At 69.5% G+C, this 12907-nt stretch carries 11 protein-coding genes; 5 read left to right on the top strand and 6 right to left on the bottom strand.

Annotated elements, in window-relative coordinates:
* Positions 1 to 16 precede the first annotated feature (16 nt).
* The gene (locus ACZ6SD_RS06080; protein ID WP_465315805.1) at positions 17 to 781 is read left to right on the top strand and encodes an alpha/beta fold hydrolase; all 765 of its coding nucleotides are present in this window, start codon (positions 17 to 19) and stop codon (positions 779 to 781) included.
* On the opposite strand, the gene ACZ6SD_RS06075 is transcribed toward ACZ6SD_RS06080, so the two are convergent.
* Entirely contained in the window at positions 782 to 1294 is a 513-nt protein-coding gene (locus ACZ6SD_RS06075; RefSeq protein WP_465315804.1) for a 2'-5' RNA ligase family protein, read from the bottom strand.
* A 33-nt stretch (positions 1295 to 1327) separates the two neighbouring features.
* Positions 1328 to 1591, bottom strand: a complete 264-nt coding sequence (locus tag ACZ6SD_RS06070) for a hypothetical protein (protein ID WP_465315803.1) — start codon at positions 1589 to 1591, stop codon at positions 1328 to 1330.
* Between the two features lie 120 nt (positions 1592 to 1711).
* Here ACZ6SD_RS06070 and ACZ6SD_RS06065 point away from each other — a divergent pair, with 120 nt between their 5' ends.
* Positions 1712 to 1867, top strand: a complete 156-nt coding sequence (locus ACZ6SD_RS06065; protein WP_465315802.1) for a hypothetical protein — start codon at positions 1712 to 1714, stop codon at positions 1865 to 1867.
* A 358-nt stretch (positions 1868 to 2225) separates the two neighbouring features.
* Here ACZ6SD_RS06065 and ACZ6SD_RS06060 read toward each other — a convergent pair whose 3' ends face one another.
* From ACZ6SD_RS06060 to ACZ6SD_RS06050, 3 genes are all read right to left on the bottom strand, one after another.
* Positions 2226 to 5411, bottom strand: coding sequence for a BTAD domain-containing putative transcriptional regulator (locus tag ACZ6SD_RS06060; RefSeq protein ID WP_465315801.1), 3186 nt, complete (start codon positions 5409 to 5411; stop codon positions 2226 to 2228).
* Between the two features lie 77 nt (positions 5412 to 5488).
* Entirely contained in the window at positions 5489 to 6667 is a 1179-nt protein-coding gene (locus ACZ6SD_RS06055; protein ID WP_465315891.1) for a DUF445 domain-containing protein, read from the bottom strand.
* A 92-nt stretch (positions 6668 to 6759) separates the two neighbouring features.
* On the bottom strand, positions 6760 to 8022 hold the full coding sequence (locus ACZ6SD_RS06050) for a DUF445 domain-containing protein (RefSeq protein ID WP_465315800.1): 1263 nt from the start codon (positions 8020 to 8022) through the stop codon (positions 6760 to 6762).
* 291 nt (positions 8023 to 8313) lie between these two features.
* Here ACZ6SD_RS06050 and ACZ6SD_RS06045 point away from each other — a divergent pair, with 291 nt between their 5' ends.
* Positions 8314 to 8664 (top strand): hypothetical protein, encoded by a 351-nt coding sequence (locus ACZ6SD_RS06045; RefSeq protein WP_091457554.1) that lies wholly within the window; start codon positions 8314 to 8316, stop codon positions 8662 to 8664.
* Between the two features lie 379 nt (positions 8665 to 9043).
* Positions 9044 to 9394, top strand: coding sequence for a hypothetical protein (locus ACZ6SD_RS06040; RefSeq protein WP_465315799.1), 351 nt, complete (start codon positions 9044 to 9046; stop codon positions 9392 to 9394).
* A gap of 72 nt (positions 9395 to 9466) precedes the next feature.
* Here the strand turns inward: ACZ6SD_RS06040 and ACZ6SD_RS06035 are convergent, their stop codons facing one another.
* Positions 9467 to 10900: an MBOAT family O-acyltransferase gene (locus ACZ6SD_RS06035; RefSeq protein WP_465315798.1), complete on the bottom strand. Its 1434-nt coding sequence runs from the start codon at positions 10898 to 10900 to the stop codon at positions 9467 to 9469.
* A gap of 283 nt (positions 10901 to 11183) precedes the next feature.
* On the opposite strand from ACZ6SD_RS06035, the gene ACZ6SD_RS06030 reads away from it, so the two are divergent.
* A partial coding sequence (locus ACZ6SD_RS06030) for a tetratricopeptide repeat protein (RefSeq protein ID WP_465315797.1) occupies positions 11184 to 12907 on the top strand: 1724 nt, incomplete at its 3' end.

Below are 12907 nucleotides of genomic sequence, written 5' to 3'. Positions count from 1 at the left end.
CGGGCACACTCGGGCCATGAGCAGGCCGCACGTGGTCGAGTTCGGCGGCGACGGGCCGCCGATCCTGCTGTTGCACGCCCTGATGGGCCGGGCCAGCACGTGGTGGCCGGTCGCCCGGTGGCTCACCGCGTACGGCCGGGTCGTCGGGCTCGACGCGCGCGCCCACGGCCGCAGCCCGCACCGCGGCGGGCAGTGGCGCACCCCGGACTTCGTGGCCGACGCCGCCGAGCTGGTCGCCGGGTTCGGCGAGCCCGCCGTGGTCGTCGGGCACTCCATGGGCGCGCTGCACGGCATCGTCCTCGCCGCGGATCACCCGGACCTGGTGCGCGCCTTGGTTGTCGAGGACGCGGGCGTCGACCTGCGCGGGCGCACCGTGGACGGCTGGCGGGAGCTGTTCGAGGCGTGGCCGGTGCCGTTCCCGTCGTTGGCGCACGTGCGCGAGTTCTTCGGGCCCGCGGGCGCCTACTTCGCCGAGTGCGTCGAGGAACGCGCGGACGGCTACCACCTGATCGCCGACGTGGACGAGTTGTTCGAGATCGCCGCCGAGTGGGGCGGGCGGGACTACTGGGAGTTCGTGGAGCGGGTGCGGTGCCCGGTGCTGGCGATCGAGGCCGAGCACACGGTGATGCCGCCCGGCCAGCAGGCGGAGATCCCCGCCCGCGCTCCCGGCGGCGGGAAGCACCTGGTCGTGCCGGGCAGCGGCCACCTGGTGCACGACTCCGCCCCGGAGGTTTACCGGGGCGCGGTAGAGGCTTTCCTGTCCGACGTCCTCGGCCGGTGACTACCGCTCGACCAGCACGTCCACCTCGTCGGTGAGAGTGTCCAGGACCGCGACCCGCCGCACCCTGGCCTGAATCGGCTCGACCGGGAACACCGTCCCGAACCCGGTGACCAACTCCGCGTCGCTAACGCCGTGCAGGAGAGCGCAGTGCGGCATCCAAGAGCCGGGCAGGTAGTACGCGTTCGGATTGCGGACCTTGCCCGCGAGCACGTCATGCACCGCCGAGTGCACCGCCAAGAGCTCGCCGTCAGTCACCGCGGCCAGCATGAGCACGTTCTCACTGGTGGAGAACGTCGACAACGCGGAAAGCCACATGCTCGGCACGGACAACACCCCAAGATCGGCCTTTAACGCCGCCCGAGTCTTCCGCGGAATCTCCGACGCCACCGCGAACGCCACATGCGGTGGAAACTTCCGCTCCGACGGCAGCCCAGCCGCGTCCAGCTTGCCCCACAGCGCCCGCACGGCCGCGTCGGCCCGATCATCGAAGGTCACCACCACGGCCTGTGCCATGCCGGTAAGCCTGCCACCCGCCCGAAGCGGTCTTCAGGCCCCCGTGGCCTTTGTCCGCTCGATCTCGCCGTCCACCAACTCCCGCACCCCGTCGGCGACCTGCGTCAACCGCACCAACATGTCGAGGTAGCGCTCCCGCGCTTCCTCGGTCGGCTGCCGGTCAACCTCCCGCGCGGCGAGCATTACGGACGCGTCCAGGTTGTCGGCCCTGTCCCGCAACTGCCCCAGACTGGCCCGCCAACGCCCAGCCTCGTCCGCCTGCTCATGCCGCCACTCCGGCGTCCCCTCCACGGTCACACCGCGAGCGTAGGCGCACCCACCCGCCTCCCGCACGGCTTCCCCCAAACGCCCCGTCGCCGGATCCCCCCGTGGCTACCACCGGATTCCGCATCAACGGATTCCACCAGGGGCCACGACATGGAGTGGGTAGACATGGACGGCCTGGCCAAGAACATGAGCAAGTTCTCCGCCAGCGCCAGAGCAGGCGAGTTCACCGTCAACCAACACGGCGGCGACGCCATCCTGGCCGCCATCCGCGAGATGCGGAGAACATCCCTGAACTTTGCCAGTTGAGTGAGGAAGCCCTGGTCATCGGTGGCGACCTGCACCAGGTACGGCGCCATGATCTTGGCGTTGTTGCTGCTGCCCAGCTTGGGCTGCTGGGCAAGCGGACTACGGTGTCGGCCTTGGCATCCGGGACAACCAGGGCATCGGTGAGTTCGACACCTCACTGGGCGCGGCCACCGACACCACCATCGGTGGTAGGCCCGCCAAGCAGCAGCACTCCAAAACCGGGTCCTGTGTCATCGCCGTGTCGGTCACCGACACCGCTCGTGTCGATGTGATCGCCACTGCGGGCGACTTTGCTGAGGGCTGCCGGATCGGCACCCAGGTTGCCGAGGCCGTAGCCGCCCAGCTTCCCTGACCCGGGTCAGGCCGGGGCGGGGCGTCCGACGGCTCGGCGTAGTTCGGTGAGGGCGGTTTCGCGGTCGAGGGCTTGGCCCGCGGTGAAGGCGGCGGTGCGGGCTTCTGGTCCCAGGGCGGCGTCCAGGTTGGCGATGAGGTCCACCAGCTCTGGATTGCCCAGGTCGGGGGCGCCGCGCAGGGCCGCGCCGACGCCGAGCATGCGGGCCGCGGCCAGTGCCTCGCCGCGGGCGGACAGGGCTTGGGCGGCTTGTTCGCCGATGGCGCCGATCAGGGGCATGTCGGGGATGTCCTCGACGCTGGTCAGGGCGTTGGCGAGGTGGGTGAGGGCGGTGTCCGGGTCGTTCTCGGCGAGGGCGAGTTGGGCGCGGACGCTCGCGTACAGCGCGTCCCAGTGCGGTGACTGGCGGGGGACCACGGCCAGCAGCGTCTGGCCTTCGGACAGCAACTCGCGGGCTTCGGCCAGGTCGCCGCGCAGGCGCAGGAGGCTGGACAGCCAGCCGAGGATGAGCGCGAGGTTTTCCCGGGAACCGCTGTCCCGAGCCGCCCGCAGGGCCGCTCGGAGGTCGCGTTCCGCGCCGTCGAGGTCGCCCGCGCGGCCGCGTTGGACGGCGAGGCGGCCGAGCATTCCGGGCAGTTCCTCGGTCGCGCCGAGTTCGCTGACCAGGCGGACGGATTCCTCGTACGCGGCGACGGCGCCAGCGTGGTCGCCGCGCAGGGAGCGCCGTTCGGAGACCTGGCCGATGGCCATCGCCTGCCCCCAGCGGTCGCCCAGGTCGCGGAAGACCGCCAGGGCGCGTTCGGCCTCTGCTTCGGCTTCGGCGAGTTCGCCCAGGTTCTCCAGGAGGAACGCGGTGCCGAGCCGGACCAGGCCGCGCGCCCACGGGTCCGGGTGGGTCGCGCCTCGGCGCAGGCCGTCGCGGGCGTCCTCGACGTCGCCACTGAACGCGGCCAGCATGGGTTCGAGCATGGCCATCATCGGGACGTGGGTCATGGCGTCGGTCGCGGCCAGGTCGGCGCGCAGCTCGCGGATGGTGTCGAGGTCGGGGATGCCCGCCGCCTGGCCGAACGCGGCCATGGCGCGCAGCGCGGCCCGCGCGTACCCGGGCGCGGGGCCGGGGACCGCGTTGACCTGGGTAATCAGGTTCAGCGCCTCCCGGTGGTGCCCGCTGAGCATCCAGAACCAGCCCGCGCTCAGCGCCAGCCGGTGCGCGAGGTCCGCGTCGCCCATGGCCACCGCGTAGTGCAGCGCGGCCAGCATGTTCTCGTGGTCCGCGGCGATCCGGGCGAGCCAGACGACCTGCTCCGGGCCGCGCAGGTAGGTCTCGGCCTGTTCCAGCAGCGCGAGGAAGTAGTGGCTGTAGCACTCGCGGACCCGCTCGGTCTCGCCCGCCTCGGCCAGCCGCTCGGCGGCGTACGCGCGGACGGTTTCCAGCATCCGGTACCGCACCTGCCCGTCCCGGCCCTCGGCCGCGTGCGCGATCGACTTCTCGACCAGGGACGCGAGCACGTAGACAGTGTCGTCGCTGTCCTCGGCGGGCAGCTCACTGTCGGCGGCGACGGCGGTGACCGCGTCGGCGGTGGCCCCGCCGGGAAACACCGACAGGCGTGCGGCGAGCACCCGCTCGGGCTTCTCCAGCAGCTCCCAGCTCCACTCGACCACCGCCCGCAGCGTGCGGTGCCGCGGCAGCGATGTCCGGCTGCCACCGGTGAGTAGCCGGAACCGGTCGTCGATGCGCTCGGCGATCTGGTTGACCGTCATCGAGCGCAGCCGGGCGGCGGCCAGCTCCAGCGCCAGCGGGAGCCCGTCGAGCCTGCGGCAGACCTCGGCGACGGTCGCGGCGTTGCGATCGTCCACTGTGAACCCCGGGCTCGCGGACGCGGCCCGGTCGGCGAACAGCCGCACGGCTTCGGCCGCCGTCACCGCCGCCACCTCGGCGTTCTCGGCGGGCAGCGCCAGCGGCCCGACCGGGAACACGACCTCGCCGGTGATCGCCAGCGGCTCCCGGCTCGTGGCCAGCACCCGCACCCCCGGGCACCGCGCCAGCAGCGCGTCGGCGAGCCGCGCCGCGGCGCCGATCAGGTGCTCGCAGTTGTCCAGGACCAGCACGCCCCGCTGCGGGTACAGCACCTCGGCCAACCGGTCGAGCACGTCGACCGGCCGCGGCGCGCCCGCGCCGGGCGGCTCCATCAGCGGGGTCTCCCGGACTCCGAGCGCGCCGAGGACCGCGGCGGCCACGTCCTCGCCGCTGGTCACGCCCGCCAGCTCGACCAGCCACGCGGTCTCGTCCCGCGCGGCGATCACCTCCCGCGACAGCCGCGTCTTCCCCGCGCCGCCCGGCCCGACCAGCGTCACCAGCCGGGTCGTCGCCAGCAGCCGCGACACCTCGGCCAGCTCTGCCTGCCTACCCACGAAACTGGTAAGCGCCACCGGCAGCCGCCGCCCCGGCGCCCGCGCCACCTCGCCGCGCAACACGGCCACGTGCAGGTCACGCAGCTCCGCGGATGGCTCGACCCCTAGTTCATCGACCAGCGCCCGCCGCGCCCGCTCGTACTCCGCGAGCGCTTCCGCCTGCCTGCCCGCGAGCGACAGCGCGTGGATGAGCAACGCGGCCGGGCGCTCGCGCAGTGGGTGTTCGGAAACCAGGGTCCGCAACTCGATGATCGCTTCGACGTGGCGTCCGGCGCGTATCTCGGCGTCCAGCCGGTCTTCCTGGGCCGCTGTCCGCAGCTCTGTTAGCCGGGCTATCGCTGGGGCGGCAAATGGTGCTTCCTCCAGGCCGGTAAGCGCGTCTCCTCGCCAGAGGTCTGTCGCTTGCCTGAGGAGGTCCGCCGCCTTGGTCGCGTCGCCGTCGCGCAGTGCCGCTCTGCCTTGGGCGGCCAGGTGCTCAAAGCGGATCGCGTCCACGTCGTCGCCGGTGATCAGGAGGCGGTAGCCGGCCGGGTGCGACTCCAGGACTTCGCCCGCCTCTGGGCGCAGGGCTCTGCGCAGCCGGGAGACGAGCGATTGCAGGGCGTTGGTGGTCGGCGACTCGGTTTTCCAGAGGTCGTCTATGAGGACGGTGGCGGGAACGGCTTGGCCCGGGGTCAGCGCCAGTCGGGCCAGCAGCATCCGCAGCCGGAGACCGCCTGGCTCGATCCAGTGGCCGCTGGCGCCCTGGACGCAGAGGGGGCCGAGCATCGCAACCTGCACGGGATCAGCCTGTCAGAGTTCGGCCGGTGCGTGCTCTGGGTTTCCGCCCTCTGCGGAGGCGCCCGACGGGACCGGTGTCACTGGAGCATCAGCACGGCTTGCAGGTGTCCCACCAGTGCGCCGATGGTGGCGCCGACGGCTATCAGTTTCCATTCGTCCTGGCGGAAGGCGGGGCGCAGCAGGCCCTCGTATTCCTCGCGGGTGAGGCGGTTCATCTTCTCCGCGATGGTGTTGCCGATGTCCAAGGCGCGGGTGGCGTAGGGCTCGGCCTGCAGCGCGGTGGCGTTGAGGCGGGACATCGCCTTGTCGGCGGCCGCGTGTTTGAGTTCTTGGAAGCGGCGGGTGCCGACAGCCACGGCCACCAGGGGTTTGGCGATGCTTGCCTGCTCGTCGACAGTGCGTTCCACGGTCTGGCGGATCATGGACAGCAGGCGGTCCGACTTGGGGTTCCGCAGGATGCCTTCCACGATGTTGGGGACGGTCATCACCTCGCGGGCGATCAGGGCGCCGTACTGCTTGGCCACCTCGGCGCGCCTGCGTTGGAACACGCCCTGGAAGGGGAACAGGCCGAGGATTCGGACGGGTTCGCGGGGAAAGAAGACCAGTTTGATGGCCAGCCAGTCGGTGAACCAGCCGATGGCGGCGCCGAAGATCGGCAGGATCAGTGGTTCGCGGGTCAGCGCCCACACCCCGGTCTGGACCAAGCCGAGGGCGAAGCCGAAGTAGATGCCGCAGCGGGCGATGAACGCCATCTCCGGCCGCGAGATGTCCCTGACCAGGCGGACCAGTAGCTCCTTGTCGCGTTCCAGTGCGGTGATCGCGACCTGTTGGACGTCGAGGACCTCGCCGATGTTGGCCTGGATCTCGGCGACGACCCGGCGGACCAGCACGGGGCTGCCTGCCTGCACCTGCTTGACGATCACGTCCTGGGCCAGGACCGGCAGCATCTCCCACAGCTGCGGGTGGTGCTTGGCCATCACCTCGCGGGTGATCTCATCGATGGTGAGCAGCAGCGGGCCCTGGATCTGCCGGGTGATCTCGTCCGGGTCGAGGCGGGCGACGATCTCCCTCGGGTCGACCAGCCTGCTGGTGATCAGCTCGGCGGAGACCCGGATCATCCTGGCCGAGTTGCGCGGGACGACGCCCTGCCAGCCGAGGAACGGTTCGAGGACGCCGACGAACCGCACCGGGCGGAACATCATCTCGATGGCCACCCGCTTGGTGACGTATCCGATGATCGCGGCGACGAACGGCATCGACACGTAGACGAGCCAGTGGGCGGCGAAGTGGTCGAGGATCGAGCCGTTCAAGCACATCCTCCTCGACTGAAACCCGCTAAGAGGCTAACTCAGTGCAGGACCACCAGCACCTGTAGCTCGCCCACGAGGAACCCGATGATCGCGCCCACCGCGATCAGCTTCCACTCGTCCTGGCGGAAAGCGGGCCGTAGCAGGCCCTCGTATTGCAGCGGGGTGAGCTGCTGGATCTGCCGGATGATGGTGTTGCGGATGTCGAGCGCGTCGGTGGCGTAGCCCTCGATGTGCCGGATGGTGTCGGGGATGCGCTCGATCGCGGCGCGCGCGGCCTCCTGCTTCATCTCCTGGTACCGGCGGGAGCCGACGGCGGCCACCACGAACGGCTTCGCCAGGCTCGCCTGGGTGTCGATGGCCCGCTGCACCTCGCGGTGGATCTTGGCGTAGAGGCGGTCCGACTTGGGGCCGGTGAGCACGGCCTCCAGCACGTTCGCCACGGTCAGGATCTCGGTGGCGATCAGGTCGCCGTAGTCGCGGGCGACCTCCATGCGGCGCTTCTGGAACATGCCCTGCCAGGTCACCAGGCCGAGGAACCGCTTGGGCGCGCGCGGCAGGAAGATCATTTTCAGGGCGAGCCAGTCGGTGAGCCAGCCGGTGATGCCACCGAAGATCGGCATGATCCACGGGTTCTTTGTCAGCGCCCAGGCGACCACCTGGATCAGGCCGATGACCAGTCCGAACCAGATCCCCGAGTGCGCGATGAACCGCATCTCCGGCCGCGCGGTGTCGCGGATGAGCCGGTTGAGCATGGCCTTGTCGCGCACGAGGCTGCGCACGGCCATGTCCTTGACGTCGAGGACGTCATCGATGTTCTCGGCCAGGTCCCGCATCAGCTTCTCGACGATGCGCGGCCCCTCGGCCCGCACCCTGGCCAGGATGAGCCGCTGCGCCTGCTGGGGCATCAGCTCCCACAGGTTCGGCTGGTAGCGGGCGAGCAGGTCCTGGGTGATCTCGTCCACGGCCCGCTCGATCGGCTCCCGCAATTCCGCGATGACCTGCTTCGGGTCGAGCCGGGCGAAGATCTCCTTCGGGTTGATCAGGTTGGTGGTCATGAGCTCCATGGCCACGCTCGCCATGCGGTGCGCGTTGCGCGGAATGACCCCCTGCCATCCCACGACCCCGACGCCGACGAACTCCAGCGGCTGGAACATCATCTCGATGGCGGCCCGCTTGGTCACGTAGCCGATGGCGGCGGCGATCAGCGGCATCGACAGGTAGACGTGCCAGTGCGCCCCGAAGTCGGCCACGATGCCCTGCCAGTCCACCCGCTCACCCCTCTCACCGTCCCCGACCAGCATCTGAGCATCCCACAGCCCGCTGGGCGCTCCAGGGCGAGACAGTACGGGTCGGCCCCACGACAGTGGCTCGCCCGGACAGGTAACCGACCGGCGAAATTGTCACTGATCGTGCGCCGGACCGGGGTTCGTCCGCTGTTTGTGGTGTTTTTCAGGTTCTATCGAGCGCCGCTGGACAACCCTATGCGGGCATTGCGAACACAAACGCCTGCTGGTTGCATGGGTATTGCCGCCAGCGAATAGGCAGGTGTCATTCGGCAGGTGTCATCCGGCTCGATGAAAGGGAAACGCTCGATGCTGAAGAGAATGCTCAAGGTCGCCTCGGTGACGATACTCGCGGTCATCGCCGTACTGGCTCCGACCGCGGTCGCCGTGGCGGAGCCAGTGGCGCCGCCCGCCGTTTCGGCGGTATCCGACACCACGGTCGACTTGGGCGGAGTGAATCTCAAGTCGTACTGCCAATACCACGGGTTTGACGACGTCACCCTCCTGCCGCCGAAGGACGTGTACAGCTGGCGCTGTCACCTCGACGGCGAGGTCTACGGGATCGACATGTACGACGCCTGCTGGTGGCAGTACCGCAGGCCCTCCCGGCCTGACTTCTACGAGTTCAAGGACCCCTATTCCTGGTACTGCTGGATCTAGTTTCTAGTTCGCCCGCGCGGTAGTCGCACCGCCACGAGAGCACAGGTCAGGGCAAGTCGGCCGATCCGCCCGTTCGGGCGGGTCGGCCGGCGTCGTTTCGGGCCCGGCTGCCCGATCGAGGTAACCCACTAGTGGTGGCCCCTGAACTGGCTACCGGGCTGAACTCGATCACTATTCGTGATCACCGCCGTCCGCCGTCCGAACGTCCACAAGGGACTGCGGCTTTTTCGCTCCCTTTAGGGCAGCCCCAAAACGGGCATTGCGACTACTGAAAACGATCTCCTATATTCGGAGGGCTGCCGACGGAAAAGCGTCCGGCGTCAGCATCACGCGTCCGGAAAAGAAAGGGAACAGCTCGATGTCGCACAGAATCGTGAAAATGTTCTCGGTAGCGGTGGCCGCCCTCGTGTGCGCCCTCGCTCCCGCCGTCGCCTCGGCCGAGGAGGCCCCGGCGCCGCCCAGCGCCGTCGAGACCACGGCGCTGCAGGACGACGTCTACCTGGGAGTGATCGACCTCCAGGCCTACTGTCGGCACTTCTACGGCGGCGACGTCTTCCTGAAGGACGCGCGCAGCGTGTACGGCTGGGAGTGCCGCTACAACGTCAACGAGCGCATCCCGATCAACATGTACGCCGCCTGCCAGCTCCAGTACCGGGAGCCGTGGGCGCGGCCCGGCTTCACCGACCGCCGCAACGCCTACAGCTGGTTCTGCTACCTCTCCACCGACTAGCCACGTTCCGCGGTCGACCCGTCGAGGCCCGATATCCACCGGCGTCCCACGCCGTGGGTCTCGGGCTTCCGGTCAGAACTGGTAGTACAGGAACGGGCTGAACGTCCCCGTCGCCACCAGGATCGCCGCCCACAGCATGCCCGGCACCATCACCGTGACCCGCAGAATCCGCGCCGTCCGGCTGCGGGAGGACTCCAGCAGGGGACCGGTCACCGGGCTCGCGGGCAGGAGGAAGATGATCGCGGCCAGCGCCAGGGTCACCAGCACCTGGTTGCCCAGCGCCGCGTCGACCTGGTCGGTCAGGCCGGTGAAGTCCGGCAGCAGCATGTGGCCGATCATCACCAGCGCCTGCCCCATGTCGGCGGCGCGGAAGAACACCCACCCGAACACCACCAGGACCAGGGTCAGGGCGCGCCTGCCGATCCGTCGCCACGGGTTGGCAGGCGCCCGGTCCAGCCCGTAGCCGCGCTCGATGACCAGCAGCGCGCCGTGGTAGAGCCCCCACACCAGGAACGTCCAGTTCGCGCCGTGCCACAGGCCGGTCAGCACGAACACGATGCTCAGGTTCCGGTAAGTGCGCCCCGCGCCCTGGCGGTTGCCGCCGAGCGGGATGTAGACGTAGTCGCGGAACCAGCGCGACAGCGACATGTGCCAGCGCCGCCAGAACTCGGTGATCGTCACCGCCGAGTACGGGCGCGCGAAGTTCTCCGGCAGCCGGAACCCGACCATCCGGCCCAGCCCGATCGCCATGTCCGAGTAGCCGGAGAAGTCGAAGAACAGTTGGAGCGTGTACGCCACCGCCCCCAGCCACGCCACCGCGAACGTCATCTGGTTGGCCGGGGTGTCGAAGCACTGCTCGACCAGCGGACTCAGCGAGTCCGCGACGATCACCTTCTTGCACAGCCCCAGCGCGAACCTCGGGAACCCCGACGCCACATCGTCCAACCGGTGCGTCCGCTGCTGCGGCAGCTGGTCGGCAAGCTCCCGGTACCGCACGATCGGCCCAGCCACCAGCTGCGGGAACATCGCGATGTACGTGACGAACGCGACCGGGTCCCGCAGCGCGGGCCGCTCCCCCCGGTAGATGTCCACCACGTACGAGATGTGGTGGAAGGTGTAGAACGAGATCCCGATCGGCAACAGCAGGTGCACCACCGGCAAGTCCGCCCCGAACAGCCGCGCGAACCCCGCGATCTGCTCGGTGGCGAACCCCGCGTACTTCCACACCAACAACACCGCGACGTCGAACGCCACGACCGAGACCAACACCCGTCGCCGCCGAGCCCGCCCGGTGTCCCACTCGTCCGGCTCCAGCCACGGCCCCGCCATGAAGTTGACGGCCATCGTGGTCAACAGCAGCAGCGTGCTCGGCCCAGCCCCCGCCGCGTAGAACACGAGACTGGCGACCGCCACAATCCCGTTCCGCCAATGCCGAGGCGAGGCCAAGACGCCGATCAGCACTACTGGCGTGAAGAACCACAGGAACAACGGACTGGCAAACGACATCCTCTGCTCCCTCGGCGATCAACCCCCCGCTGACCTTAGCGACTCAGATACCCCCAGATGGATCAATCGCACCCACCAACCCCCACCTTCACCACCTTGGGCGTCCCCACGTCCCCTTCGAGCACCCCGTCACTGGCCCTGGGCCTGCCGAAATGCGAGGGAAACTCACCGTGAGCCGCTGACTCTCCGGCTCGCGGTCGTGTCGTTCCCCAACTCGTGGGCCTGGTGCTTGTCGGATGCGTGCGGGTACCCCAGGTAAGTCGGTGCGGGGGATCATGGGCGGATGCGCGAGGGGATGCCCGGGGAGTCCGACTCGGTGAACTTGGTGAGCGGGGATGTGGCTGGGCGGTCGGTTCAGGCCGGTCGCATCGAGGGCGATGTGTACCTGGGGACGGGGCCACGGCAGTCCGGGGTGTTGCTGCCGTATCGGTCGTCGGGAGTTCCGTCGCGGACGCATGGGTTTCAGCGGCGGGTGGTGCCGGAGTTGGACGCCCGGGTCGTGGGGTCGGTGGTGTTGTCGGGGTTGGGCGGTGTCGGGAAGACGCAGGCCGCTGCCGACTATGTGGACCGGGTGTGGAGTGCCGGTGAGGTGGAGTTGGCGGGGTGGGTGACCGCGTCATCGCGTGATCGGGTGGTGGACGAGTTCGCCCGGTTGGCCGCTGTTGTGTCGGGTGTGGCCGATGAAGACCCTGCGGTGGGGGTGCGGCGTTTTCTGGATTGGTGCGCCACGACGACCCGGCGGTGGTTGGTGGTGCTGGACGACGTGCAGGACCCTGCTGACTTGACGGGTTTGTGGCCTAGGGGTGGGGCTGGTCGGGTGGTGGCGACCACCCGTCGTAGGGACGCGGTGTTGCGGGCGGCGAATCGGCGGGTGGTGCCGTTGGAGGTGTTCACCGAAGAGGAGTCGGTGGCGTACCTGGGTGAGATGCTGGCCGATCAGCCGCATGTGCTGGACGGCGCTGCCGAGTTGGCGAGCCTGCTGGGGTTTCTGCCGCTGGCATTGGGGCAGGCGGGGGCGTACGTGCTCGACCAGTGCATCACCTGCGCGGAGTACGTGGATCGGTGGCGGGGGCAGCGCCGCACGTTGACCGAGATGTTCCCGCCGGTGGGCGCGTTGCCCGATGAACGAGCGGACACGGTGGCCACGACCTGGGCGATGTCGGTGGATCTGGCCGACAGCATGGCGCCCGTGGGGTTGGCGGGGCCGGTGTTGGCGGTGGCGTCGGTGTTGGACCCCAACGGTGTCCCGCTGTCGGTGTTCACCTCACCCCCGGTTCTGGCGTACCTGAGCACGGGCTCGGGTGAACCGGTGGGGGCCGAGCAGGTGCGGGGTGCGTTGAGTTGTCTGCACCGGTTGAGCCTGATCACCCTCGACACCGCACCGGGCAGGGCTCATGTGGCGGTGCGGGTGCACGCGTTGGTCCAGCACGCTACCCGCGATCGGATCGGTGAGTCCCGGTGGCCGGTGCTGGCCCGAGTGGCTGCCGACGCACTGCTGAAGGTGTGGCCGGAGGTGGAGCGCGACACCGCGCTGGCGGCGGTGCTGCGGGCCAACACCACGGCGTTGGTCACTGTCGCCGGGAACCACCTGTGGCACCCCGACGCACACGGCCTGCTGTTCCGCGCGGGTAATAGTCTGGGCGAGGCCGGACAGGTCATAGCCGCCGTCGCCTACTACGACGACCTGTGCACCACCGCCACCACCCACCTCGGCCCCGACCACCCCGGCACCCTCACCACCCGCCACAACCTGGCCCACTGGTGGGGTGAGGCGGGTGACCCTATCGCGGCGGTGTCCGCGTTGGAGGCGTTGCTCGCCGATCGGTTGCGGGTGTTGGGCCCCGATCACCCTGGCACCCTCACCACCCGCCACAACCTGGCCGATTGGTGGGGTGAGGCGGGTGATCCTGTCGCGGCGGTGTCCGCGTTGGAGGCGTTGCTCGCCGATCGGTTGCGGGTGTTGGGCCCCGATCACCCTGGCACCCTCACCACCCGCCACAACCTGGC

The organism is Actinokineospora sp. NPDC051303 (genome assembly GCF_055586285.1).
This window is presented reverse-complemented; position numbering and strand designations above follow the sequence as displayed.